Raw genomic sequence first — 25,109 nt, 5'->3', positions numbered from 1 at the left:
TGAGGGGATGGTCAGTCGTCTCGAATCCGCCGCGGCCACGCGCCGCGCCCTGCTCGATGCCGCCCGCGCGCTCCTGATCGAGGGCGGGCCGCAGAGGGTCACGCTGCGGGAGGTCGGCGCCCGCGCCGACGTCTCGCGGGGCGCGGCCTATCGCCACTTCGCCGACAAGGAGAGCCTCCTGGCCGCGGTCGGCGCGGAGAGCTGGGACCGGATCACCGCCGAGCTGGCGGCCCTCGGTCCCGCCGCTCCGGGCGGTGGGGCGGCACTCCTCCACAGCGCCCTCGAGGCGCTCCTCGCCGTCGGGCAGCACGAGCCGGAGGTGTTCCGGATGATGTTCACGATGCCCGCGGGAGACCCCACTCTCGCGATCGAGGCGGCCGGACGTGCGCAGGCCGAGTTCCTCCGGATCGTCGGGAGAGTGGTCGGCGACGAGCACGCCCATCTCTACGGAGCGATGCTGCTCACCAGCGCACACGGCATCGCGAGCATGCACGCCAGCGGGCACCTCTCGCCGCAGATGTGGCGGACGACACCGGAGGACCTGGTGGCGGCACTGGTGGCGCTCGTGGCCGGCAGCACCGAAGCCGCTCGCTGAGCGGGCGGCCCCCGGGGCGCGGCCTCCTCGATCAGCATGGACGACCTGCTCCGCGAGCTGCTCACTCAGCAGAAGCACGCAGCGCATCGAGCCCTGACCCCTCCCCGCAGAACTGAGTACACTCGGTTCTTCAGCTCCGGGAGGTCCGATGTCCACTGCGCTGCCCTCGGCCGCCCCCGGGCGCCGCGAGCGGAACAAGCTCGCCAAGCTCGAGCGCATCACCGCGGCCGCGAGCGAGCTGTTCGCCGAGCACGGCGTCGACGAGGTCACCACGCAGCAGATCGCCGAGCGCGCCGACATCGGCACCGGCACCCTGTTCCTCTACGCGAGGACGAAGAGCGAGCTGCTCCTGCTCGTGCAGAACGCCCACTACGCCGAGGCCCTCGAGCGCGGCCGTGCCGCCGCCGCGGACGCCGCCACCGTGCTCGACGCCGTCCTCGCGCTGGTCGCGCCGATCGTCGCCTGCAACCGCGCCCACGTCGGCAACGGCCGGGTCTACCTCCGCGAGATGGTCTTCGGCGACCCGGCGGAGCCGCACCACGCCGAGGCGCGCTCGATCGTCGGGCGGAGCGAGGAGGCGATCGCCGGGATCCTCGAGCGCGGCGGCGTCCAGGCGGCGGCGACAGTGGCCGGCGTCGTCTCCGCGGTCGTCTTCGTCACCCTCGCGGCGAGCGACGAGCCCGACGTCGCGGCGATCCTCCCCGCGATCCGCGCTCAGCTCGCTGCGGTCCTGCCGGCCTGACCGACAGCCCGGCCCGACCGCCAACCCGGCCCGACCGCCACCTCGGCCGCTGATCAGGGCCGCAGGAACTCCGCCGCGACGGGAGCGAACTCCTCCCAGTACTGGAAGATCCCGCCGTGCCCCGAGTCCGGGTAGAGGATCAGCTCGGACCCCGCGATGCGCCGGTGCAGATCCTCGGACAGGACCGACGGCACCATGCGGTCGTGGTCGCCGTTGGCGATCAGGGTCGGCTGCGTGATGACGGACAGGTCCGACGGCGCGGAGCGGCCGAAGCGCTGGATCGCCTTCAGCTGGGTCGTGAAGGCCTTGGTGCTGACCGCGTCGTCGCGGTCGATGGTGCGCTCCTTCAGTCGGCTCACAAACTGCTTCGCGGCCTTCCTGCCGGCGGCGTCGCGGGGAAAGAAGAGGAACTCCTTGATGTCCGAGCGGGTGAGGACGGAGCGGACGAGGTCGAAGTAGGTGACCCCGACCACCTTGTCCATGTCCTTCCCGCCGCGGGGCCCGGTACCGGTGAGCACGAGCCTGCGGACGAGCTCGGGGTGCTTCACGACGAGGTCCTGCGCGATCATCCCGCCCATCGAGAACGAGAAGACGTCGATCTTCTCGAGACCGAGGCCCCGGAGGAAGAGGTACGCGTCGTCGGCGGCCTCCTCGATCGTGCCCGGCACCGTGCCTCCGGAGGCTCCGACGCCCTGCTGGTCGAAGGCGATCACGTGCCGCCGCGCCGCGATCGCGTCGACGATGCGCGGGTCCCAGTTGTCGAGATTCGCGGCGAGGTGCCCGAAGAAGACGACGGGGACGCCCTCCTCCGGACCCAGCTCGCGGTAGGCGAAGGTCTTGCCCTGGGTGGTGACGCTCCTCGCGGGGGCGAGCGCGTACGAGGTGATGACGGGATCGGCGGTGCTCATGGTGTCTACTCCTTCAGGGGCCGGCGGGCGGGAGGAGCGGTCAGAGACCGAGGACGACGGTCTTGCCGCGGGCGCGGGAGGCTCCGAGCGAGGCGAGTGCGGCGGGCGTCTCGTGGAAGGGGAAGGTGGCACCGACGACCGGGCGGATCGCGCCGGCGTCGACGAGCTCGGCGATGCGGGTCAGCTGCTCGCCGCTCGACTCCATGAAGAGGAACTCGTAGTGGACGCCCAGCGAGCGGGCGCGGCGGCGGACCCCGAGGCTGAGGGCGGCGATCGCGAGGCGGAGGACGGGGTTCAGCCCCTTCTTCTTCGCGAAGGCGGGGTCGGGCGGGCCGGAGATGCCCACGGCCCGGCCACCCGGAGCCAGCACGCGCAGCGACTTCGCGAGGTTCTCGCCGCCGAGGCTGTCGAGGACGACGTCGTAGCCGGAGACCTCCTTCTCGAAGTCCCGGCTGCGGTAGTCGATGACCAGGTCGGCGCCGAGGTCGTGGAGGAAGCCGGACTGGGCCGCCGACGCGGTGGTCGCGACGAAGGCGCCGAGGTGCTTGGCCAGCTGGATCGCGACGGTGCCGACTCCGCCGGAGCCGGCGTGGATGAGGACCTTCGATCCGGGGCCGACCTTCCCCTTCACGACGAGCGCCTGCCAGGCGGTCAGCGCCACCAGCGGGAGCGAGGCCGCCTCGGTGAGGCCGATCGAGGACGGGGCCAGGGCCACGTCGGCCTCGTCGATCGCGATGCGCTCGGCGAAGGTCCCGATGCGGTGGTCGCGGGGGCGGGCGTAGACCGTGTCGCCGACGGCGAAGCCGCTGACCGCCGACCCGACGCGCAGGACGGTCCCGGCGACGTCGTGGCCGAGGACGAGCGGCGTCTTGTACGGGAGGATCGCCGTGAACTCGCCGAGGCGGATCTTCTCGTCGAGCTGGTTCAGCCCCGCGGCCGCCACCCTCACGAGGACGTCGCGCGGACCGATGACCGGCTCGGGGACGTCGGTCTCGTGCAGAGGCTGCTTGTACCTGTCGATCACGAACGCGCGCACGGGGACTCCTGGAGAAGATCGGCGGCCCGGCCGGATGTGGCGAGCGCACTCATTACTGAGTGTACTCACTATTGACGACGTCGAGGCGAGCCGGTCAGCCCTTCACGGCCGAGCCGGCGACCGACTGCACGAAGTAGCGCTGGAAGATCAGGAACACGATCAGCACCGGCAGCACCAGCAGCGTGCCGAAGGCGAACGTCTGCCCCCAGTCGGGCGGGACCTGCGCCGAGAACACGCTCATCTCCAGCGGCAGCGGCCGGGCGGCGGGATCCGAGGTGACCAGCGAGGGCCAGAGGTACTGGCCCCAGGAGGAGAGGAAGGTCAGGATCGCGACGGTCGCGAAGACCGGGCGCGAGTTCGGCACGACGACGCGCACGAAGGTCCCCCAGGCGCCGAGGCCGTCGAGCCGGGCCGCCTCCTCCATGCTCTTGGGCACGTTGAGGAAGAACGTGTAGAAGAGGAAGACCGAGAACGCGTTGGCGATGAACGGGATCATCTGCACGAGGAGGGTGTCGCGCTGCCCCTGCAGCAGGGACATCAGCGGGATCGCGACCGACTCGAACGGCACGATGACGAGCAGCACGATCAGCAGGAACACCTTGTCGCGGCCCACCCACTCCAGCCGGGCGAAGGCGTAGCCCGCCAGAGAGTTGACGACGAGCCCCGCCACGACGATCACGAGCGAGATCACGAACGAGTTGGCGAAGAACTGCCAGAAGTGGCCGGTCGCGTCCGAGCTCAGCGCCGTGAAGACGCTGGCGTAGTTGTCGAAGGAGAGGTTCGTCGGCAGGAAGCCGGCGAAGCCGTCGAGCACCTCCGCGGACGGCTTGAGGCTGCCGATCAGGAGGTAGTAGATCGGCGCGAACATGAGCGCCGCGGCGGCGATCATCACGACGTAGTCGCGGACGGTGCGCGCCGTGCGCGCGGTGCGGACAGTGCGGGCGGTGCGGCGCCCCGATGCTGTGCTCAACTCTCGCTCCCTTGGCGGAGGACCCGACGCTGGATCAGGGTGATGACGACGATGATCAGGAAGAGGACCACCGAGATGGCGGACGCCCGCCCGAGGTTGCTCTCGCTGTAGATCGCCTGGGTCGCGTTGTAGAGCAGGGTCTGGGTGCCCTCCTCGTTGGCGCCGGCGGTGCGGATCAGGATGAAGACCTGGTCGTAGACGCGGAACGCCAGGATCGTCGTCAGCAGCGTGACGAAGATCAGCGTGTTGCGGATGCCCGGGACCGTGATGTGGACGAACTGCTGCCAGCCGTTCGCGCGGTCGAGCCGGGCCGCCTCGTAGCGCTCCTCTGGGATCTCCTGCAGTGCGGCGAGCAGGATCACCATCTGGAAGCCGACGCCCTGCCAGATCGAGAGCAGGATCACCGAGCCGAGCGCGGTCGCCGACGAGCCGAGCCAGTCGTGCGCCGGGACGAGCCCGCCGGTGAGGAAGGTGACGGAGGAGTTCAGCAGCCCGTCGCTGCTGCGATCGAGGATGAGCCGCCAGACGACCGCGACGAGGGCCATCGGGAAGACGACCGGCATGAAGAAGAAGGTGCGGAAGAAGCGCACGCCGGCGAGCTTGCGGTTCAGCAGCACGGCCAGCAGCAGCGCCAGGCCGGTCTGCACCGGGATCACGACGATCGCGAAGACGAGGTTGTTGACCAGCGAGCGCAGGAACGCCCCCGAGATCACCGGATCGGTGAAGAGCCGGACGTAGTTGGTGAGCCCCCAGAACTTCGCGGGGCGGGACTGGTCGACCTGGACGTTGTAGAGCGAGAGCACGATCGCCGCGACGAACGGGACGGCGACGAAGGCGATCAGTCCGAGGACCGCCGGGGCGGCCATGAGGGCGCCGTCGCGGGTGTCCTTCCAGCGGAAGCGGGGTCGGGCGCGGGTGAGAGCGACGGGTCGCATCGGCGTCGATACGGGTGAGGCCACGGTCGGAGTCCTTCGATTGTCGGCGTCGGTGCCGGACGGCAGGAGGGGGTGGGCGGGCGCCCGGCTGCGAGCGCCCGCCCGGATCGGCTACTTGTAGTCGTCGTTGTCCGCGAAGCTCTGGTCGATCGCGGTGGCCGCGTCGGTCAGGGACTCCTTCGGATCCGCGCCGCCCCAGACCGCGGCGAGGGCTCCGGAGAACTTCGCGGTGATCGTCGGGTAGCCGGCGGTGACGGGGCGGTAGACGGCGATGCAGTCGTCCGTGATCGCGTCCGCTGCGCAGGCGTTCGCGAGCTGCTGGCCCCAGAGGGCCAGCCCGCCGCCGTCCTGGTAGAGGGCGTCGGCGGCGAAGGCGGTCTTCGTCGCGGGCGGGGCGCCGTTGGCGGTGGTCATCGCGCCGACGTTCTGGTCGTTCAGGAGGTAGTCCAGGAATGCTCCGGCCGCGTCGCCGTTCTTCGTGCCGGAGCCGATGCCCCAGGTCCAGGAGCCGGCGCCGGCCTTGGCGCCGTCGCCGAAGTCCGGCAGCGGCAGGGCGACGAGGTTCTCGCCGAGCGCCTCGGAGAAGGTCGGGTAGTTCCAGTGCCCGCCCCAGGCGACCGCGACCCGGCCGTCGACGAACGCGTTTCCGTCGGAGTTGGGGTCGGAGTAGTCCTTCCAGGACGCGAAGTCGGTCAGCGCCTGCACGCTGGCGTCCGAGTCCACGGCGCCGGCGGCCTTGCCGTCCTCGATCAGGTTGCCGCCCGCGGACTGGATGAGGGGCGCGAAGCCGTAGGTGCCCCACTCCCCCGACAGGCTGGCCTCGTTGAGGTCGATGGACTTGCCCGAAGGGTTCGCCGCGGCGAGCGTCTTCAGCGCGGCCGAGAACTCATCAGCCGTCCAGGCCGTGTCGAACGAGGTCGGCACGCTGATCCCCGAGGCGTCGAGCAGGGTCTTGTTCCCGTAGAGGCCCATGGCGGAGTCGAACATCGCCAGCGCGTAGAGCTCGTCGTCCGAGGTGCCCTCGGCGACGGAGCCGGGGGTGGCGTTGTCGAGGGTGGCCTGGTCGACGAAGTCGCTGATCGGGGTGATCTTGTCGTTGTAGACGAAGCTCGCGAGCGTCGGTCCGTCGATCTCGAGCACGTCGGGGAGCTGGTCCTTCGGCGTGCTGGTGATCGTGGTGGTGTACGTGTCACCGGAGATGATCCGCAGCTTCGCGGTCACCTCGTCCTGCGAGCTGTTGAAGCCGTCGACCGCGGCCTGCAGAGCGGCGTTCTCGCTGTCCTGGCCCTGGTGGGCCCAGACGTTGATCTCTCCGGTGCCGTCGCCGGCGGCGGCGTCCGTGCCGCCACCGCCTCCGGCCGAGCAGCCGGTCATCGTGGCGATCGCCGTGGCGACCGCGACGGCGACCAGGGCGCCGCGGCGGATGGTGCGTGTGTTTCTCATGGTTCTCCTTGGTGCTGTGCGACCGCATCCGTCCTCGGATGCGGGGTGCAGGCTGAGTGGTAGCGGCCGGGACGCGCCTGCGGGCCCCGGCGGGATCGGGACCGCTAGCGAGCGGCGGCGGCGAGCTCGGCCGAGCCGAGGGCGATCGGGTCGACGATTCCGCCGAGGAAGACGCCGCTCTCGTCGGCGGCGCGGAAGGCGAGGAACTGCCATCGGCCGGCGCGATCGCGGATGACGCGGCCCGAGTAGAGCGAGTCCTTCGTCAGGGGTCGTGCGCCGGAGAGGTCGTAGCACCGGGTCGGGTCGTTCACCTCGACCGCCCAGGTGCCCGCTCGCGGGTGGGCTCGGGCGTGCGCCGGGGTCATCGAGTCCTCCGTCGAGGAGAAGAGCAGCAGCCAGCGGCCGTCGACGAACTCGACCTGCGGAACCTCGAGGTGCGCGAATCCGGCACCCGGGCGCGAGAGCGGCGGGCGCACCTCCCAGCTGACGAGGTCGGGCGAGACGGCGTGGCCGATCACTCCGCGGTCGTCGAGCGGCCCCTCGGTGGAGCGCGCCGTGACGAGCATGTGCCAGCCGTCGCCACTCGGGTCGCGGAAGACCCACGGGTCGCGCCAGGCCTCCTCCTTCCACTCGGAGGTGCCCCAGGTCTCGTACCAGCGCGGGTCGGCGACGACGACCGGGCCGGGCTGCTTCTCCCAGCTGCGCAGGTCGGCGGACACGGCGACGCCGATGGTCTCGATGTTCGCGACGAGCGGTTCGGGGTGGAGGAAGCGCGAGCCGGTGTAGAACATCCGCCACAGCCCGTCGTCGCCGCGGACGACGCTCCCGGTCCAGGTGGCGGTCTCGTCGAACGAGCCGATGTCTCCCGGCGCGAACGGCGAGCCCTCGAGCACGGTCCAGGACGACAGGTCCGAGGAGACGGCGTGGCCGATGCGGGCGGCCCGGTGGCGACGGCCCTCCTCGCCGAGCGAGGTCGGTGCGTGTAGGAAGAAGGCGTGGAACTCGTCGCCGTCGTCGGCCAGCCAGAAGTCCCAGACCCACGAGCCCTCGAGGGTCAGCATCCGAGCGCCTCCTCGGCGATGGTCGACCGCATGTGCATCCCTCTCCGTTGAACGAGTAGCGGTGCTAAACCGCTTGACTGGCGAAGTTATGCGGTTTAGCCCGCCAAGTCAATCGCTTTAGCAGAATCGATCTACGATGGGACGACCAGGAACGGCGGAGGGGGCGCGATGGCGCGGCAGCGAGTGACGATGGCCGACGTCGCGCGGAAGGCCGGCGTCTCGACGACCGCCGTCTCTCTCGTGCTGAACGACCGGCAGGGCACGCGCCTGTCCGAGGACGCCGCGAAGCGGGTGCGCGCCGCGGCCGACGAGCTCGGCTACCGGCCGAACCTCACCGCCCGGGCGCTGAGCACGCGGAAGTCGCGGATCATCGGCTTCATCTCGGAGCAGGTCACCGTCGACCGGCTCGCGAGCGGCCTCATCCGCGGGGCGCTGCGCGAGGCGAAGCGGCAGAACCACGTGCTCTTCATCGCCGAGACCGAGGGCGAGGCGGATGCCCTCGACGAGGCCGTCGACGCCCTCACCGACCGTCAGGTCGACGGCATCATCTACGCCGCGACCCGGCCGCACGCCCTCCGTCTGCCGGCCCGCGTGGGCGGAACGCCCGTGGTGATGCTGAACGCCGTCGCCGACGATCCCGAGGGCTCCCCGGGCGGTCCGCGGCCCGATGCCGTGCTGGCCGACGAGCGCGCGGGAGCGGTCGACGTCGTCGATCTGCTCCTCGACGCCGGACACTCCGAGGGCGTCGTGATCGTCGGCCGCTCCGTCGACCAGCCCGACGACGAGTGGCTCAGCCTGGCCGTGCAGCGCCGGCTCGAGGGCATCTGGGAGTCGCTGGGCGCGCACGGGGTCCGCCCGATCGCCCAGCTGCCCTGCCTGCCGTGGTCGGTGAAGGCCGGCTACGAGGCGGTCCGCGACCTGCTCGCCGCAGGCGTCACGCCGCACGCCCTGATCTGCCTGAACGACCGGCTCTCGTTCGGCGCCTACCGCGCGCTCGGTGAGGCCGGTCTCCAGGTGGGGCGCGACGTCTCGGTGGTCTCGTTCGACGACGACGACATCGCGGTGTACCTGCACCCGATGCTCACCACCGCCGCCGCGCCCTTCGAGGAGATGGGCGCCCTCGCCGTCCGCCTCCTCCTCGACGACGACCGCGAGCCCGGCGAGCACCTCGTGCCGATGCCCACCCGCGTCCGCGACTCCGTCCACCTCACCCGCGCCCGCGCCGCCGAGCTGCAGCAGCAGAGCCCCGAGCCCGACTGGACCCGCTGACCGGCTGCCCGGCTGCCCGGCTGCGCGGCTGCCCGGCTGCCCGCGGAACCATGCTGGTCGAGTAGCCGCGCAGCGGCGTATCGAGACCCACCGTCCCCAGCACGGCTGGCCTGCAGACTCCACTTCTGCCGCCGGTGGATCTCGATACGCCCGCTGCGCGGGCTACTCGATCAGCGGAGTGGGCCCTGCGAGACGGCCAGCACCTCCGGCACGCGGAAGCGCCTTCGTCTCACCGGAAGCCATGAATTCGACGAGCCCGACGTCATCTCACGAGCCGAAGCCGCGGGACCGGGACCTCCGGCACGCGGAAACACCTCCGGCTCGTCGAATCCGTGGATTCTGACGAGCCGGAGGTCGTTCCGCGTGCCGGAGGTGCGGCCCGGGGGGGGGGTCAGCTGCCGGAGGGGGCGTCCGACTCCTCGGGGGTGGCGGTGTCGCTGGGGGCGGAGGGGGTCGCACCGGCGTCGGGAGCGTCACCGGCGGCAGGGCCGGTGCCGGGGCGTGCGGGACCGGCGGGCGCCTCACCGGCGGCCGGCGGCGCGGGCGGGGTCGGGGCGGAGCCGTCGGCTGGGGGCGCCGGGAGGTCGCAGGCGCCCGAGGGGGCGGCCGGCGGGGTCGGCGGCGTCACGGCGTCGCCGTCCGCGGGCGCGGCGGGCGGAGTGGGGAGCACACCGTCGGCCGGCGGGGTCGCCGTCGCGCCGTCGGTGGGCGCGGCGGGAGGCGTGGGCGCCTCGCCGTCGGCAGGGGCAGCCGGCGGGGTCGGCGTCTCGCCGTCGGCGGGAGCGGCCGGAGGCGTCGGCGCCTCGCCGTCAGCGGGGGCCGCCGGCGGGGTCGGCATCGAGCCGTCCGCGGGAGGCGTGGGCGCCTCGCCCTCGGCCGGAGCCGCGGGAGGCGTCGGCGCCTCGCCGTCAGCAGGCGCCGCGGGCGGGGTTGGCGCCTCACCCTCGGCAGGCGCGGCGGGCGGCGTCGGCATCGTGCCGTCCGCACCGGGCGCCGGGGGCTTCGGCAGTCCGGCGCCCGCGGGTCCGCAGGCGGCCGGGCCGGTCGAGGCCGGACCGGTGAGGGTCGGCGCGTCGCTGGAGTCCGGGGTCGGCGTCGCACTGGCCGTCGCGCTCGGCGTCGTCTCGATCGTGCTCGAGCTCGTCGAGCCGGAGGTGGGCGCGGAATCGGCGAAGGCGGCGGTCGAGCCGATCGCCGCGAAGCCGAGCGCGCCGGCGGCGATGCAGAGGGCGATCGTGCGGGTCCGGGGGCGGCGCGGGCCGAAACCCGAGCCCTGGGTTCCGGGGGTGCGGCTGTCGGGGGTCTTGCTCATGGGAGTCTCCTCGGTCCGGCCCGGTGCCGTTCCCGTTCGGGAGCGGTTGCGGCCGGTTCCATTTCAGATTCCGAGCCGAATCTGAAGCGGTCCTTAAGAACAGAGGCTCCCCAGCGGAGTGGCGGTCGACGCCGATCCGCGCCCCCTACGGTCGGAGCATGCTCCCCTCCGCCCGCGTGCTCCTCGTCGAGGACGACGATGCCATCCGCTCCTCCGTCGAGGCCGCCCTCCGCGGCGAGCGCTACACCGTGCGCGCCCTGCCGACCGGCGAGGACCTCGCCCGCGAGCTCGCCGACTTCGCGCCCGACCTGGTCGTGCTCGACTGGATGCTGCCCGGCCCGAGCGGCATCGTGCTCGCCGAGCGGATCCGGCGCACCAGCGACGCGGCCGTGATCATGCTGACCGCGCGCGACGCCGTCGACGACCGGCTCCGCGGCTTCGACGAGGGCGTCGACGACTACGTGGTGAAGCCGTTCGTGCTCGCCGAGCTGGTCGCCCGGGTCACCGCGGTGCTCCGCCGGCGCGGCCGCGTCCCCTCGATCATCGAGATCGGCGACCTGGTCGTCGACCCCGACGCCGGACGCGCCCGCCGCGGCGGCGAGCCCCTCGACCTCACCGCGACCGAGTTCCGGCTGCTCGCGTTCCTCGCGGGAAGCCGCGGCCGCACGCTGACCAAGACGCAGATCCTCACCCAGGTCTGGGGCTACGACCACGTCGACCCCAACCTCGTCGAGGTGCACCTCAGCTCGCTCCGCAAGAAGATGGAGGCGCACGGCGACCGCCTCATCCACACCGTCCGCGGGCTCGGCTACCGGGTGGAGGCATGAGCGTGCCGGCAGGCGCCGACGCCGCGGGCACCGCCTCCGCACGCCCCGCCTCCGCCCCGCTGCGCACCGGCTCCCTGCGCCTGCGCACTGTGCTCGCCGTGCTCGCCCTTCTGGCGGTGCTGCTGCTGGCGCTGTCCGCGACGGTGCAGGTCGTACTCGGCGAGCGCCTCCGCGACCAGATCGAGGAGCGCCTGGCCGACCGCGCCTCCGCGGCCGCCGCCCTGGTCGGCACGATCGCCGACGACGAGCTCGCCTCGCGGCTCTCGGCGCAGGGTGTCGCGGTGCGGATCCAGAGCCCCGACGGCGAGGAGGTCGTCGCCGGCCCGAGCCCCGAGCAGCTGCGTCAGGGGCCGGGAGCGGCGGACCAGCTGGGCGAGCCGCCGAGCCCGCCCGGCAGCACCGGCGCCACCGCTCCCACGCCGCGCGACGCCACCGTCACCGTCGCCTCGAGCAGCGTCTCCGGCGACGACGGCCTGATCACCCTGCAGTCCGTCCTCAGCGACGGAACCGTCCTGACGCTCAGCAGCGAGGCGGGCTCGGTGGGCTCGACCCTCGCGTCGCTGAACGGGATCCTGCTCGGCGCCTCGGCCGTGTTCCTCCTGCTCGCCGCCGGCGCCCTCGTCCTGGTGGTCCGCGCGACCCTGCGCCCGCTCGAGCGGATGACGACCGTCGCCCGCTCGATCGCGCACGGCGACCGCGGCCGGCGCCTGCGCCCCTCGCGGCCCGGCACCGAGCTCGGCCGCACGGCCACGGCGTTCGACGAGATGCTCGACGACCTCGAGCAGGCCGAGCAGTCCGCCCTGGCCGCCGAGCGCCGGATGCGCGCCTTCGTCTCGGACGCCGCGCACGAGCTGCGCACCCCGGTCGCCGGCATCCAGGCGGCCGCCGACGCGCTGGTCCGCGCCGACGGCACCGAGGAGGAGCGCGAGCGGCTGTCGGTGCACGTGGTCCGCGAATCGCTGCGGGCCGGCCGGCTCATCCAGGACATGCTGCTGATGGCGCGGCTCGACGAGGGTCTCGCCCTGGACGCCCGGCCGCTGGACGCCGGCGCGGTGGCGGCCGCCGCGATCGAGCGGCAGCTGCTGCGCGACTCCGGCCCCGAGATCGTCCTGCATCGCGACCCCGCAGCGCCGCCCGTGCACGCCGACGCCGACCGGCTCGGCCAGATCGTCGGCAACCTGCTAGAGAACGCCGCCCGCTTCGCCCGTTCCCGGATCGACGTCACGCTCGCGCATGCCGACGGCCGGGTCACCGTGACGGTCGACGACGACGGCCCCGGCGTCCCCGAGGCCGACCGCGACCGCGTCTTCGACCGGCTCGTCCGCCTCGACGACGCCCGCAACCGCGCGGACGGCGGCTCTGGCCTCGGCCTGCCCATCGCCCGCGGCCTCGCGCGCGCCCTCGGCGGCGACCTCGTCTGCCTCCCCGGGGCCGCCGGAGCGCGCTTCCGCGTGATCCTGCCCGCCGGGGCGGGCTCGACCGCCGGCTCCGCGCAGAACATCAGCTGAGAGCACCTCTCATCGCCCATCAGCGATGAGCGGCATTCCTGGCTGATGTTCTGCACGCAGGACCCCGCAGACCGCCCGCGTGAGCTCTCCACGAGCCCTCCGCGCGCCCGCGCGTGAGAACTCGCACAGCACATCCGGCGAATGCGCAAGTACGTGTTCAGGGGACGCCTCCCGCGCGACGATGGGCGGGATGGACACGATCGACGAGCGCAGCGCCTGGGTGCGGACCGTCGTCGAGCGCGACTTCGGCGTCCGTCTGGTCGACTTCCTGCCGATCATCGGCGGCCTCGACCACGGCGCTCAGGTCTGGTTCGCGACCGACGACGCCGGCGCCCCGTGGAGCGTCAAGGCCTCCCGCCGCGACGGCCGCTTCGGCCTCGCCCTCGCCTCCGCCCTCGGCGACGCGCGGGCGCCCGGCATCGCCGCGCCCACCCGCGCCAGCGACGGCCGCCCCTGGACCGAGGACTCCGGCCTCCTCGTCTCGCTCGCCCCCTGGATCATCGGCGACGACGCCGTCGACTCCGGTGAGGACGCGCTGCCCTGGGAGGAATTCGGCGCGGTGCTGCGCGGCGTGCACGACTCCGCCCCGCCCGCCGGCGCCGTCCCGCCGCGCCGCGGGATCCGCCGCGCCCAGCGCCCGCCCGCCGCGCTGCTCGCCGAGGTCGACGAGCACCTGACCACCGAGCTGCGCGACCGCCTGCACGCCCTCGCCCGCGCCGAGCGGCGCCTGAAGCGCTCGCGCGTCCCCACAGCCCGCGTCCCCGTGCACGGCGACCCGCACCCCGGCAACGTCGTGATCGACGCGCACGGCAGTCCCTGGCTGATCGACTTCGACGAGGCCACCGTCGCCCCGCGCGAGGTCGACCTGCTCCTGGTCGAGCTCGGTGTGATCTTCGCCCGCCCGATCACCGACGCCCAGCGCCGCGCCTTCCGGGCCGGCTACGGCGAGACCCTGATCGACGACGAGCGGATCGCCCGCTTCGGCTGCGTCCGCGCGGTCGAGGACGTCGCGACCACCGTCCTCCGCTCGCTCGCTCCGGCTCGGACGCCGGACGAGGAGGAGGAGCGGCGGGCGCTCCTCGAGGGCCAGCTCGGCCCGCACGGCCTGGTCTCGCTCGTCGAGACCGCCCTCGACCGGCTCGGGCAGCCGGCCGCCTAGACCACCCCGCGGCATCCCACCTCGCAGCACCGCACCCCGCCGCACCGCACTCCGCAGCACCGCACCCGCACAGCACCCGTAGAAGTACAGCACCCATAGAAGTAAGGACCCGCCCCTCATGCGCAGACGACTCCTCCCCCTCGCCGCCCTCGCGGCCTCCACCCTCGCCCTCACCGCCTGCAGCGGCTTCGGCGGCGGTGGCGGCGACTCCGCCGACGGCGACTCCATCACCTTCACCACCTGGGCCAGCGAGTCGGAGCAGGCGGCCTTCGAGTCGCTGATCACCGACTTCGAGGCCGCGAACGACGGCGCGAGCGTCGAGCTCAACGTCGTCCCCTACGACCAGATGTTCAGCAACATCGACGCGCAGCTCAGCTCGGGCGAGGCGCCCGACGTCTTCCGCGTCGACTACGGCAACCTCGGCGTCTACTCCAGCCAGGGCCAGCTGCTCGACCTCAGCGACCGCATCGACGAGTTCGACTCCTTCACCCCCGCCTTCCAGGAGGCCGTGTCGTTCGAGGGCACCCCCTACGGCGTCCCGCACCAGACCGACGTCTCGGCGCTGCTCGTCAACACCGAGCTGCTCGCCGCCGCGGGCGTCACCGACATCCCGACCACGGCCGCCGACGCCTGGACCTGGGAGGAGTTCGCCGACGTCTCGACGAAGCTCCGCGCCTCGCTCCCCGCCGAGCAGTACCCGTTCGCCGCCAACTGGCAGCTCGGCGGCACCCCGCGCTGGCTGAGCTGGCTGTTCGAGGCCGACGGCGCCCTGCTCGAGGAGGACGGCACCACGCCCGCCATCGACTCCGAGGCCGGCGCCAAGGCCCTCGGCTTCACCAAGAGCTTCTTCGAGAACGACTGGGTCCCGCCGACCAGCTCGGTCAAGTCCGCCACCTACGCCGACTCCTTCTTCACCGAGCAGAGCGTCGCGATGTCCTTCGTCGGCTCGTTCCTCGTGCCGGACGTCGACAACCTCGCCGACTTCGAGTGGACCGCCACCCCGATGCCCGTCGACGCCCGCGGCGCGACCGACCTCGGCGGCAACGCCCTCGTCGCCACCGCCGAGACCGACAACCCCGACCTCGCGGCCGAGTTCCTCTCCTTCATGACCGAGGCCGAGAACATGGCCGAGTTCTGCGCCGCCACCAACGAGCTGCCGACCCGCACCGACATCGACCCCGCCTCGATCGACTTCGCCGTCCGTGCCGACGTGATGCCCGTCTTCGTCGAGCAGGCCGCCACGATCACCCCGCGCGACGTGCAGCAGCTCACCTCTCCGTTCCTCGCGCAGATCTCGGTCGCGATGCAGGACCAGCTCGAGGAGGCGTTCGTCGGCGGCCGCAGCACCGAGGAGGCGCTGTCCGGCTTGAGCGACGCGATCGCGCAGGCCACCAGCTGATGACGGCCGTCCCCCTCCGCGGGTCGCCGCCGCGCCGGCGCCGCACCGCCCGCACTCGCGAGGCGCTCGCGGGCTTCGGCTTCGTCGGCCCGAACCTGCTGCTGATGGCGCTGTTCCTGTTCGTGCCGATCCTCTGGGCGATCCAGCTGTCGTTCCAGGAGTCGCGCGGCTTCGGCACCCCGGAGTGGGTCGGCCTCGCCAACTACGCGCGGATGGGCGCGGACCCGGTGTTCTGGCAGAGCCTCGGCAACACGCTGATCTTCACCGCGGTGACGGTCCCACTGGAGCTGCTCGGCGGTCTCGGGCTGGCGGTGCTGCTCAACTCGGTGCTGCCGGCCCGCGGGATCTTCCGCACGATCATCGTGCTGCCGCTGGTCATCTCCGGAGTCGCGTCCGGCATGATCGCGGTCACGATCTTCAGCGAGTCCTCCGGCATCGTCAACAAGGTGCTGTCCTCGCTCGGGGCGTCGCCGGTCTCCTGGCAGTCCGACGGCACCGCCGCGATGATCTCGGTGATGCTCACCGCGGTCTGGCTGCGGATCGGCTTCAACATGGTGATCTACATCGCCGGCCTGCAGGGCGTCTCGCCCGAGCTCTACGAGGCGGCGCGGATCGACGGCGCCACCCGCTGGCAGCAGTTCCGGTCGCTGACGGTGCCGCTGGTCGGCCCGTCGACGTTCTTCCTGCTGATCATGAACGTGATCGCCTCGTTCCAGGTCTTCGACATCGTCTTCGTGATGACCGGCGGCGGGCCGGGCTTCTCCACCTCCGTGCTCGGCACCTACGCCTACCGCAACGGCTTCCAGGTGCGCGAGCAGGGCTACGGCGCCGCGCTCGGCGTCGTCATCCTGCTCGTCTCCCTCGCCTTCACCTACCTGCAGTGGCGCACGAGCCGCACCCGCGACCTCGTCGAATAGGAGCCTCCTGTGACGTCCTCCACCCTCACCACGCCCGCCGCCGTCGCGGCCGCGACCGTCCGCGACGCGCCCAAGCGCCGCCGCTCCACTCGCGACGGCTCGCGCACCGGACTCGTCGTCCGCATCGTCGTCGCCGTGATCGCCTCGGCGATCGTCTTCTTCCCGCTCTACTGGATGCTCGTCATCGCGTTCTCGCCGCGCGGCGAGGTGTTCTCGCCCGGCCCGCCGCAGTTCTGGCCGAGCGAGATCTCGCTGGAGAACTTCGCCACCGTCTTCGCCCGCTTCCCGGTCGGCGAGTGGTTCGTCAACTCCGTCGTCATCGGCGCCTTCGTCACCGCGTTCACCGTGGTGCTCAACCTGCTGGCAGGCTGGGGGTTCGCGCGGCTGCGCTTCCCGGGCCGCAACCTGCTCTTCCTGCTGGCGCTCGCGACGATGATGATCCCGGTGCAGGCGATCATGGTCGCCCAGTTCAAGCTCGTCACCGGGCTGCAGATCTACGGCACCTACTGGTCGGTGATCCTGCCCGGAGCGGCGGCGGCCTTCGGGATCTTCCTCGCCCGGCAGTTCTTCCTCTCCATCCCGGAGGAGCTGATCGAGGCCGCGCGGATCGACGGGGCCGGCCACCTGCGCGTGTTCCTGCAGATCGTCCTGCCGCTGAGCAAGCCGCTGATCGCGGTGCTCATCCTGCTGACCCTGCTCGGCAGCTGGAACGACTTCGCCTGGCCGCTGATCGCCCTGAAGGACAACGAGCTGTTCACGCTGCCGATCGGCCTGCTCTACCTCAAGGGCCAGTCGACGCCGGACTACTCCGCGAGCATGGCGCTCGCGCTGATCTCGGTGCTGCCGATGGTGCTGCTGTTCCTCGCGTTCCAGCGCTACTTCGTCCAGGGCTTCGCCCGCAGCGGCATCCGCTGAGCCGCCCATGCTGATCGAGTAGCCCGCGCAGCGGGCGTATCGAGATCCCCCACCCCCGGAAGTCGAGTCCGCAGACCCACTCAGCCGGCACCGGCGGCTCGTCGCCGGGCTCTCGGCCCGCCGCCTAGTCTGAGAGCGTCCGCCGCACGAACGAGGAGACCTGGGTGAACGTCCGCGAGCTGCTCGGCCACCCGGAGCTGCAGCTCACCCTGGTCGGCGGCGACGACGTGCAGCTGGCCCGTGCGATCTCGGGCACCTACACGATCGACCTGCCGGATCCGGGACGCTTCCTCTCCCCCGGCGACGTGGTGCTGACGAGCGCGCTCTGGACCTCCGGCCGGGAGAGCGTGGAGCGCTTCGTCGGCGGCGTCGCCGACCGCGGAGTCGTGGCCATCGTCGTCGGCCTGATCGCGGTCGGCTCGCTCCCGGAGGGGATGCTCGAGGTCTGCCGCCGGCACGGCATCGCCCTGCTGACGGTGGCGCCGGACGTGTCGTTCAAGACCATCGCGCAGACGGTCGCCGGAGTGATCGCGCAGGCCGACCTGCCGACGCTCGGCCGCGAGGCGCGGTTCGCCCGGCGCCTGCTCGCTGACCCCGCCTCGGGCGAGGGCGTCCAGGTCGCTCTGCGCGCCTTCTTCGAGGAGTTCGCACACGGCAGCTGGGCGGTCGACCGCGCCGGCACCCTGGTCGCCTCCGCCGGCGGACTGCCCACGGCCGCCGACTACGGTGCCGCCTGGGAGGCCTCGCTCTCCTCCCCCGACAGCCGCTGGGAGGTCACCGAGCACGGCCGCTCGCTCTCCCGCCGGGCCCTCTTCTCCGCCGCCGGCGAGCGGCTCGGGGTGCTCGTCGTCACCGGCGATCAGCGCGGTTGGTCGGAGGAGACCGCGGACGGCGTCGAGCTGCTCGCCGGCGCGGTCGCCGGCCGGCTCGACCTCGCCCGCCAGCGCGAGCGCGCGTCGGCCGCGCCGCTGCTCGATCTGCTCCGGGCGCTCCTGCACGACGAGCTGCCCGAGTCCGAGACCGCCGTGCGGCTGCGGCTGCTCGGCTTCCGCCTCGGCGCGCCGCTCCGGGTGGTCGTCGCGCGCACCGACGACCCGTCGCTGCCCCCGGAGGCGCTGCTGCAGCCGCTGCGCGCGGCCGCCGAGCGCGAGCACGCGCGGGCGCTGGGCGCGGTGCTCGACGGGGCCGCCGTGCTGCTGCTCGGCGATCCCGCGGACGAGAGGTCGTCGCCCGGGCCCGCGCTGCGCTCCGCGGTCGAGGCGGCGCCGTGGCTGCTGCACGAGCGCCGGATCGCGATCGGCGTGGGCGATGCCTCGCGCGCCGTCGAGCAGCTGGGGGTCTCACTCCTCGCGGCCAGGGAGCGCGCGAGCCGCGCTTCCTCCGACGAGCCCGTCTCGATCGTCGAGCACACGGTCCCCGTCTCGAGCGACGCCCTGCTCGAGCTGGTCGCGCCGCGCACCCGCGCGGCCTTCGCGCTCGCCGTCCTCGGACCGCTCGTCCGCTACGACGACGAGCACCGCAGCGACATGGTCGAGACCCTGCGCGTCTTCCTCGAGAGCGGCGGCTCCTGGCGCCAGGCCGCCGACCGCCTGCACCTGCACGCCAGCACCCTCCGCTACCGGATGCAGCGGATCGAGGCGCTGACCGGCCGCGACCTCTCCGCGATGGCCGACCGCGTCGACCTGCACCTGGCGCTGCGCTTCCTGTAGCGGGCCGAGCGGCGCCGGAGGACACGGCTGCGCCAGTCGACCGTGCCGCGTCAGCGTGCGCTACGGGCGCCAGACCGTCCCGTCCGTGCCAGATGTTCGACGGTCCGAATGTGAGGATGCGAGCATTCGTCGTCTCACCTTCCATCCACTTCCGAGGAGCCTCCGTGCATCGTCGTCCCGACTCCCTTCGCCCGCGCCGCTGCGCCGGCACCCCGTTCACCGTCGCCGCCTCCCTCGCCCTGACCGTCGGGCTGCTCGGCTCGGCCACGGCCGCCCACGCCGCCGTGGCGCCGACGGCCACTCCGACCCCCACCGCGAGCGCGACCGCCGCTTCCGCCTCCCTGAGCGCGACCGCCCGCGGCGAGCTCCTCCTCAAGCCCGGCGAGAAGCTGGCCTCCGGCACACCGCTGAGGTGGACCATCACGGTCACCAATACAGGCGACGTCCCCCTCCACAACGTCGCCACCACTTTCAGCGCCGGACTGATCACCCTCCAGCCCGGCGAGAAGCACGACTTCATCGAGCAGGACCTCCTCACCCAGAACATCATCAGCAACGGCTACGCCCTCCTCACCACCCAGGCCACCGCACTCACCCCCACCGACACCGAGATCACCACCCCCATCACCGCCCGACACGACCTCCCCACCCCCGCGCCCGCACCCGCGCCCACGCCCACGCCCACGGCCATCCCCACGGCCACGCCGACGCCGACGCCCAGACCGACGACACCTGTGCCCGCTCCGACGACACCTGTGCCCGCTCCGACGACACCGGCGCCCACTCCGACGACACCGGCACCGACTCCGACACCCGCGCGGGGCGCCTCCCTGAGCGCGACCGCCCGCGGCGAGCTCCTTCTCAAGCCGGGCGAGAAGCCCCAGGTCGGCAGCCAGGTGAAGTGGACCATCACGGTCACGAACACCGGCGATGTCCCTCTCACCAACGTCGCCGCCGCGCTCGTCGAAGGCGGCTTCGACCTGCAGCCCGGCCAGACCCGCGAACTGACTGTGCTCGGCGATATCTACCAGAAGGAAATCACCGACGGCTACCTGGACGCCGACCTCCCCATCAGCGGAAAGACCCCGAATGGCGCAACTGTCGCCACTCCCCTCTCCAGCCGGATCGACCTCCGCACGCCCACCCCCGCTCCGACTCCGACCACGCCGGCGCCCACTCCGACGACACCTGCACCCACCCCGACCACGCCGGCGCCCGTCCCCGCCGGTGAGGGCGCCCTGACGGCGACCGTGCGCGGCGAGCTCGTGCTCAAGCCGGGCGAGAAGCCGGCGCTCGGCACCGAGGTGAAGTGGACCATCATCATCACGAACACCGGCGACGTCCCCCTCGACAACGTCGCCACAACGTTCGCCGGGCCCGGCCTCCATCTGGAACCCGGCCAGGGCCGCGAGTTCGCCTCGTCGACCACCCTCGACAAGAAGGAACTCGCGGACGGCTACGCCTACTTCGACGAGTTCACCGGCGGTACGACACCTGACGGTGAAGCAGTCCTCGCACGCGTCAGCGGCCAATTCGCCCTCTCCAGCCCGACGCCCGCACCCACCCCGACACCGGTGCTGAGCCCCTTGGTCAAGGCTTCCGCCCACGGTGAGCTCGTCCTCCTGCCCGGCGAGACCGCGAAGGTCGGCACCGAGGTGACGTGGACCATCACGGTCACCAACATCGGAAAAGTCCCCGTCCGCGACGTCACCGCCAAGCCCGACGGCGACAGCCTCGATCTCGAGCCCGGCAAGAGCGGCGAGCTGAAGACGTCGACCACCTTGACTCAAGGTGACCTCACCGACGGGTTCGCCGTCCTCAAGACGCTCCTCACCGCGAAGAGCCCCGAAGGTGTCGAGACAACGACCTTCCTCACCTCCAAGCTCACCTTCGCCGCCCCGGTTCCTCCGGCGCCCACGCCCTCGCCCACACCCACCTCGCCCGCACCTACCTCGACGCCCACCCCTCCGGGACCCACACCCACACCCACCACACCCGCACCTCCGTCGACGCCCACCCCGAGCCCGACCCCTGCGAGCCCCACACCGGCCACTCCGACGGCGGCTCCGGTCGCCCCGGGACCCGCACCCGCGACAGGCACCCCGGCAGCTGTCCTGCCCGCGACCGCCGGTACGACGGGCTCGACGGGCCCGATGGGCTCGACCGGATCCACCGGCTCAGCCGGCTCGGCCGGCGCGGCCGCGAAGAGCTCGACTGCGACGAGCCCGGCCGCCGCTGAGACATCGAAGCGCCGCCTCGCCGAGACCGGGTCCGACGCAGCGGGCGTGCTGTCCGCCGCTGGGATCCTCACCGCACTCGGCGCGATCGGCGTGCTCGTCGGCCGCCGTCGTCGCCGCACCCGTCCGGCCACCGACCGAGCCGGCCACTGACCGATCGCCGGTGACGTCGACGCCCTTCGACGCCACCGGCGATCCACCACGGCCCGGGCCCGCTTCTTCAGCGGACCCGGGCCGTTCCCGCGCTCACCGCACGATCGCCCCCACCGCGGGCGGGAAGATCGCGCAGCCCGTGACCGCCGAGCTCATCAGTCTCAAATCCATCGCCCGCGCCACGGTGCGCTGCGGATGCCAGACCGTCTCGCCTGTGCCAGATGTTCGACAGCCGATCCGGCTGGATGCGAGCATTCGTCGTCTGTTCTTCCATCCACTCCTGAGGAGCCTCCATGCATCGTCGTCCTGACCCGCTCCGCCCGCGCCGCTGCGCCGGCACCCCGTTCACCGTCGCCGCCTCCCTCGCCCTGACCGTCGGGCTGCTCGGGTCCGCCACGGCCGCCCACGCCGCCGTGGCGCCGACGGCCACTCCGACCCCTACCGCGAGCGCCGGCGTCATCACCCCCGCGCTGAGCGCGACCAGCCGCGGTGAGCTCGTGCTCGTGCCGGGCGAGAAGCCGGCCGTCGGCACCCAGGTGAAGTGGTTCGTCACGGTCACGAACACTGGCGACGTCCCCCTCACCGACGTCGCCCCCGCACTCGTCGAAGTGCCCTTCACCCTCGAGCCCGGCCAGACCCGTGAAGTGACCTTGACGAGCACTCTCGACCAGAAGAACCTCACCAACGGCTACGCCGACCTCGACGCCCTGGTCTCGGGAGCAACGCCCACAGGTGCGAGAGTCGGGGCCGACCTTCTCGCCCGACTCCCCCTCTCGACGCCGACTCCGACTCCGACCACGCCTGCACCCGTCCCGGCAGGTCAGGGCGCGCTAACGGCGACCGTTCGCGGCGAGCTCGTCCTCAAGCCCGGCGAGAAGCCGACGGTCGGCACCGAGGTGAAATGGACCATCACGGTCACCAACACCGGCGACGTCCCCCTCGACGACACCGCCTCGAAATTCGCTGGACCCGGCCTGCATCTGGAACCCGGCCAGGCCCGCGAACTGACCTCGTCGACCACCCTCGACCAAGAGCGACTCGCGACCGGCTTCGCCAACCTCGATGATTTCGCCACGGCGACCAGACCTGACGGCGCATTAATCGCCGCACGCCTCAGCGGCCGCCTCGACCTCCCCAGCCCGAGTCCGACCACATCGGCACCCGTCCCAGCCGGTCAGGGCGTGCTCACGGCCACCGCCCGCGGCGAGCTCGTGCTCAAGCCCGGCGAGAAGCCGACGGTCGGCACCGAGGTGAAGTGGACCATCACCCTCACCAACACCGGCGACGTCCCCCTCGACGACGTCGCCTTCCCGATCGCGGGTTACCGCCTCGTCTTGAAGCCCGGCCAGTCCCGCGACCTGACATCGTCGACCATCCTCGACCAGAAGCTACTCGCGGCCGGATACCAGGACCTCGATGTGTTCACCGGCGCAACGATCCGTGACGGCGCACGAGTCTCCGCACGCATCCGCGGCCTCCTCGTCCTCCCCAGCCCGACTCCGAGCCCGACCGCACCGGCACCCGCTTCGGCGCTTCCGGGCCCCTCGCCGGCCACTCCGGCGCTCGCCCCGGCCGCCCCGGTGCCGGCGACCTGATCAGGTACCCCTGCGTCCTTCGTACCTGCCCGCCCGGCTCGACCGCGAAGAGTTCGGCTGGCACGAGCTCCTCGGCCACGACGGCATCGAAGCGCCGCCTCGCAGAGACCGGTTCCGGCGTGGCGGGAGCGATGTCCGCCACCGGGATCCTCACCCTCGGCACGGTCGCCCTTCGACGCCACCGGTGATCGGGAACGGCCCGGGCCCGCGTCTCAATCGGACCCGGGCCGTTCCCGCGCTCCCCGCACGATCACCACTGCGCAGGCGGGAGGGTCGCACGACCTGTCACAGCGGAGCTCACCAGCCCGAGAACCATCGCCCGCGCCAGCGTGCGCTGTGAACGCCAGACCGTCTTGCCTGCGCCAGATGTTCGACGGCCGATGCGGGTGGATGCGAGCATTCGTCGTCTCGTCTTTCATCACCTCTCGAGGAGCCCCGTGCACCGTCGTCCCGACTCCCTCCGCCCGCGCCGCTGCGCCGGGACCCCGTTCACCGTCGCCGCCTCCCTCGCCCTGTCCGTCGGGCTGCTCGGCTCCGCCACGGCCGCCCACGCCGCCGTGGTGCCGACGGCCACCCCGACGCCGATCGCGAGCGCGACTGCGAAGGGCGCCGCTTTCAGCGCGACCGCAGTCGGCGAGCTCGTCCTCCCGCCGGGCGGGAAGCCGACGGTCGGCACCCAGGTGAAGTGGACCGTCACGGTGACCAACACCGGCGACGTCCCCCTCGACGACGTGGCCCGAACGATCGCGGGACCCGGCCGCCATCTGGAACCCGGCCAGGCCCTCGAGCTGACTTCGTCGACCACCCTCACGCAGAAGCAACTCACGGAGGGCTCCGCTGTCCTCGACGAGTTCACCGGCGCGAGGACACCCGACGGCGTCTCGGTCTACACACGCGTCCGCGGCCGACTGACTCTCCCCAACCCGACGCCCACACCGACCCCGACTCCGACCACGCCGGCGCCCACTCCGACGGCCCCGACCCCCACCCCGACCACCCCGGCGCCGACACCCGCCCGGGGCGCTTCCTTGAGCGCGACCGCCCGCGGCGAACTCGTCCTCAAACCCGGCGAGAAGCCCCAGGTCGGCACCCAGGTGACGTGGACGGTCACGGTCACGAACACCGGCGACGTCCCCCTCGACGACGTCGCCACCGTCTTCGCCGAACCAGGCTTCCGCCTCGAACCCGGTCAGGCCCGCGAGGTGACCACGTCGACCACCCTCGACCAGAAGCAACTCGCGGACGGCTACGCCGACCTGGATGTGTTCGTCGACGCGACGACACCTCGCGGCGCATTGACCTACGCACACCTCAACGGCGAACTAGCCCTCCCCAGCCCGACACCCACGCCGACACCTCCCCCGACGCCCACTCCCACCCCGCCTGCACCCACCCCGACACCCACTCCCACCCCGCCTGCACCCACCCCGACACCCACTCCCACCCCGCCTGCACCCACCCCGACCCCTCCGGGCCCCACGCCCGCACCGACACCGACGCCCACCCCGGCCTCCCAGGGCGCGCTGGAGGTGTCCGCCAGCGGCGAGCTCGTCCTCGCGCCCGGCGAGAACCCCGCGGTCGGCACCGAGGTCGAGTGGACCATCACGGTCACCAACACCCGCGCCGACACCGTCTACGACATCACCAGCAGGACCGCGGAGAACTTCTTCGACCTGCAGCCCGGCGAGACCGACGAGCTGACCTCCACGACCGAGCTCACCCAGGCCGACCTCACCAACGGCTACACCGTGCTCGACGACATCGTCGACGGACTCGACCTCTCCGGGGAGGAGATCGAACCGATCAGCACACCCGTCACCGCCCGACTCGCCCTCCCGACGCCCACGCCCACCCCGCCGGCACCCACCCCGACCCCGCCGGCGACGCCCACCCCTCCGGCGCCCACCCCTCCGGCACCCACCCCGGCACCGGAGCCCTCACCGACCACCCCGGCCCCCGTCGTGCCCGCAGCCGCCGGCACCACGGGCTCCACCACGAAGAGCTCGAACGCCGCCGAGGCGTCGAAGAACCGCCTCGCGGAGACCGGGTCCGACGCGGCCGGCGCGCTCTCCACCGCCGGGATCCTCACCGCCCTCGGCGCGCTCGGCGTGCTCGTCGGGCGTCGTCGCCGGCGCAACCGCTCCGCCCACTGACCGCTCGCCGGCGGAGTCGACGCCCTTCGACACCGCCGCCGAGCCACGACGGCCTGAACCCGCCCTCCCGGACGGGTTCAGGCCGTTCTCGCGTTCCCCGGGCATCGCCACCAGCAGAACCCGGCCGATCGGGCCCATGACCGGCCCCTCCTCGACGCCGACATGCCCGCTAGCTCCGCGGCGCTCGGGATGTCGACCTCGTCGATCCCGGGCTCGCCGTGGATGCCGAGGCCGACCGCCATCCGGCCCTCGGGCACCGAGAACAG

At 72.5% G+C, this 25,109-nt stretch carries 20 protein-coding genes; 13 read left to right on the top strand and 7 right to left on the bottom strand.

Annotation, left to right across the window (positions count from 1 at the left end; translation table 11 throughout):
- Nucleotides 1-7: 7 nt before the first annotated feature.
- On the top strand, nt 8-595 hold the full coding sequence (locus tag EDF35_RS13890; RefSeq protein WP_133962778.1) for a TetR/AcrR family transcriptional regulator: 588 nt from the start codon (nt 8-10) through the stop codon (nt 593-595).
- Nucleotides 596-743: 148 nt separating this feature from the next.
- Nucleotides 744-1,337, top strand: coding sequence for a TetR/AcrR family transcriptional regulator (locus tag EDF35_RS13885; RefSeq protein WP_133962777.1), 594 nt, complete (start codon nt 744-746; stop codon nt 1,335-1,337).
- Between the two features lie 53 nt (nt 1,338-1,390).
- On the opposite strand, the gene EDF35_RS13880 is transcribed toward EDF35_RS13885, so the two are convergent.
- From EDF35_RS13880 to EDF35_RS13855, 6 genes are all read right to left on the bottom strand, one after another.
- A complete protein-coding gene (locus EDF35_RS13880) occupies nt 1,391-2,245 on the bottom strand; it encodes an alpha/beta hydrolase (RefSeq protein WP_133962776.1) in 855 nt (284 codons plus the stop codon).
- Nucleotides 2,246-2,285: 40 nt separating this feature from the next.
- Entirely contained in the window at nt 2,286-3,281 is a 996-nt protein-coding gene (locus EDF35_RS13875) for an NADP-dependent oxidoreductase (protein WP_133962775.1), read from the bottom strand.
- Between the two features lie 94 nt (nt 3,282-3,375).
- A complete protein-coding gene (locus EDF35_RS13870) occupies nt 3,376-4,251 on the bottom strand; it encodes a carbohydrate ABC transporter permease (RefSeq protein WP_166674115.1) in 876 nt (291 codons plus the stop codon).
- Nucleotides 4,248-5,210: a sugar ABC transporter permease gene (locus tag EDF35_RS13865; protein WP_243839986.1), complete on the bottom strand. Its 963-nt coding sequence runs from the start codon at nt 5,208-5,210 to the stop codon at nt 4,248-4,250. Before EDF35_RS13865 ends, EDF35_RS13870 begins: the two co-directional genes overlap by 4 nt.
- Nucleotides 5,211-5,297: 87 nt before the next feature.
- Nucleotides 5,298-6,629, bottom strand: coding sequence for an extracellular solute-binding protein (locus EDF35_RS13860; RefSeq protein ID WP_133962774.1), 1,332 nt, complete (start codon nt 6,627-6,629; stop codon nt 5,298-5,300).
- Between the two features lie 104 nt (nt 6,630-6,733).
- Nucleotides 6,734-7,690, bottom strand: coding sequence for a glycosyl hydrolase family 32 (locus tag EDF35_RS13855; protein WP_133962773.1), 957 nt, complete (start codon nt 7,688-7,690; stop codon nt 6,734-6,736).
- 168 nt (nt 7,691-7,858) lie between these two features.
- Between EDF35_RS13855 and EDF35_RS13850 the strand changes: the two genes are divergently transcribed.
- The gene (locus EDF35_RS13850) at nt 7,859-8,959 is read left to right on the top strand and encodes a LacI family DNA-binding transcriptional regulator (protein ID WP_123706410.1); all 1,101 of its coding nucleotides are present in this window, start codon (nt 7,859-7,861) and stop codon (nt 8,957-8,959) included.
- Nucleotides 8,960-9,350: 391 nt separating this feature from the next.
- Here the strand turns inward: EDF35_RS13850 and EDF35_RS20855 are convergent, their stop codons facing one another.
- Complete coding sequence (locus EDF35_RS20855) at nt 9,351-10,271, bottom strand: hypothetical protein (protein ID WP_166674114.1); 921 nt, start codon at nt 10,269-10,271, stop codon at nt 9,351-9,353.
- A gap of 158 nt (nt 10,272-10,429) precedes the next feature.
- Between EDF35_RS20855 and EDF35_RS13830 the strand changes: the two genes are divergently transcribed.
- From EDF35_RS13830 to EDF35_RS13785, 10 genes are all read left to right on the top strand, one after another.
- Nucleotides 10,430-11,098 carry a response regulator transcription factor gene (locus EDF35_RS13830; protein WP_123446969.1) on the top strand — a complete coding sequence of 223 codons (669 nt, stop codon included), beginning with the start codon at nt 10,430-10,432 and terminating at the stop codon, nt 11,096-11,098.
- Nucleotides 11,095-12,606, top strand: coding sequence for a HAMP domain-containing sensor histidine kinase (locus EDF35_RS13825; RefSeq protein ID WP_133962770.1), 1,512 nt, complete (start codon nt 11,095-11,097; stop codon nt 12,604-12,606). Before EDF35_RS13830 ends, EDF35_RS13825 begins: the two co-directional genes overlap by 4 nt.
- A gap of 190 nt (nt 12,607-12,796) precedes the next feature.
- Entirely contained in the window at nt 12,797-13,765 is a 969-nt protein-coding gene (locus EDF35_RS13820) for an aminoglycoside phosphotransferase family protein (RefSeq protein ID WP_166674113.1), read from the top strand.
- Between the two features lie 118 nt (nt 13,766-13,883).
- Nucleotides 13,884-15,164 carry a sugar ABC transporter substrate-binding protein gene (locus EDF35_RS13815; protein WP_133962768.1) on the top strand — a complete coding sequence of 427 codons (1,281 nt, stop codon included), beginning with the start codon at nt 13,884-13,886 and terminating at the stop codon, nt 15,162-15,164.
- Nucleotides 15,164-16,081: a sugar ABC transporter permease gene (locus EDF35_RS13810; RefSeq protein WP_123446973.1), complete on the top strand. Its 918-nt coding sequence runs from the start codon at nt 15,164-15,166 to the stop codon at nt 16,079-16,081. Before EDF35_RS13815 ends, EDF35_RS13810 begins: the two co-directional genes overlap by 1 nt.
- 9 nt (nt 16,082-16,090) lie before the next feature.
- On the top strand, nt 16,091-16,996 hold the full coding sequence (locus tag EDF35_RS13805; protein WP_243839985.1) for a carbohydrate ABC transporter permease: 906 nt from the start codon (nt 16,091-16,093) through the stop codon (nt 16,994-16,996).
- Nucleotides 16,997-17,160: 164 nt separating this feature from the next.
- Nucleotides 17,161-18,705 carry a PucR family transcriptional regulator gene (locus EDF35_RS13800; RefSeq protein ID WP_133962767.1) on the top strand — a complete coding sequence of 515 codons (1,545 nt, stop codon included), beginning with the start codon at nt 17,161-17,163 and terminating at the stop codon, nt 18,703-18,705.
- A gap of 164 nt (nt 18,706-18,869) precedes the next feature.
- Nucleotides 18,870-21,095, top strand: coding sequence for an LPXTG cell wall anchor domain-containing protein (locus tag EDF35_RS13795; RefSeq protein WP_133962766.1), 2,226 nt, complete (start codon nt 18,870-18,872; stop codon nt 21,093-21,095).
- A gap of 293 nt (nt 21,096-21,388) precedes the next feature.
- A complete protein-coding gene (locus tag EDF35_RS13790) occupies nt 21,389-22,690 on the top strand; it encodes a hypothetical protein (RefSeq protein ID WP_133962765.1) in 1,302 nt (433 codons plus the stop codon).
- Nucleotides 22,691-23,127: 437 nt separating this feature from the next.
- The gene (locus tag EDF35_RS13785) at nt 23,128-24,843 is read left to right on the top strand and encodes an LPXTG cell wall anchor domain-containing protein (protein WP_166674112.1); all 1,716 of its coding nucleotides are present in this window, start codon (nt 23,128-23,130) and stop codon (nt 24,841-24,843) included.
- Nucleotides 24,844-25,109: the final 266 nt, after the last annotated feature.

This window comes from Rathayibacter sp. PhB151, assembly GCF_004366415.1.
In the GTDB taxonomy this organism is placed as follows: Bacteria; Actinomycetota; Actinomycetes; order Actinomycetales; family Microbacteriaceae; genus Rathayibacter; species Rathayibacter festucae.
The sequence above is the reverse complement of the archived record's forward strand: the minus strand, read 5'-3'. Positions and strand labels throughout refer to the sequence as shown.

Excerpts from the sequence above, each read along its gene's own strand:
- EDF35_RS13890 (WP_133962778.1), top strand. The coding sequence starts at position 8 with ATGGTCAGTCGTCTCGAATCCGCCGCGGCCACGCGCCGCGCCCTGCTC.
- EDF35_RS13885 (WP_133962777.1), top strand. The coding sequence starts at position 744 with ATGTCCACTGCGCTGCCCTCGGCCGCCCCCGGGCGCCGCGAGCGGAAC.
- EDF35_RS13880 (WP_133962776.1), bottom strand. The coding sequence starts at position 2,245 with ATGAGCACCGCCGATCCCGTCATCACCTCGTACGCGCTCGCCCCCGCG.
- EDF35_RS13860 (WP_133962774.1), bottom strand. The coding sequence starts at position 6,629 with ATGAGAAACACACGCACCATCCGCCGCGGCGCCCTGGTCGCCGTCGCG.
- EDF35_RS13855 (WP_133962773.1), bottom strand. The coding sequence starts at position 7,690 with ATGCTGACCCTCGAGGGCTCGTGGGTCTGGGACTTCTGGCTGGCCGAC.
- EDF35_RS13850 (WP_123706410.1), top strand. The coding sequence starts at position 7,859 with ATGGCGCGGCAGCGAGTGACGATGGCCGACGTCGCGCGGAAGGCCGGC.
- EDF35_RS20855 (WP_166674114.1), bottom strand. The coding sequence starts at position 10,271 with ATGAGCAAGACCCCCGACAGCCGCACCCCCGGAACCCAGGGCTCGGGT.
- EDF35_RS13830 (WP_123446969.1), top strand. The coding sequence starts at position 10,430 with ATGCTCCCCTCCGCCCGCGTGCTCCTCGTCGAGGACGACGATGCCATC.
- EDF35_RS13825 (WP_133962770.1), top strand. The coding sequence starts at position 11,095 with ATGAGCGTGCCGGCAGGCGCCGACGCCGCGGGCACCGCCTCCGCACGC.
- EDF35_RS13820 (WP_166674113.1), top strand. The coding sequence starts at position 12,797 with ATGGACACGATCGACGAGCGCAGCGCCTGGGTGCGGACCGTCGTCGAG.
- EDF35_RS13815 (WP_133962768.1), top strand. The coding sequence starts at position 13,884 with ATGCGCAGACGACTCCTCCCCCTCGCCGCCCTCGCGGCCTCCACCCTC.
- EDF35_RS13810 (WP_123446973.1), top strand. The coding sequence starts at position 15,164 with ATGACGGCCGTCCCCCTCCGCGGGTCGCCGCCGCGCCGGCGCCGCACC.
- EDF35_RS13790 (WP_133962765.1), top strand. The coding sequence starts at position 21,389 with ATGCATCGTCGTCCTGACCCGCTCCGCCCGCGCCGCTGCGCCGGCACC.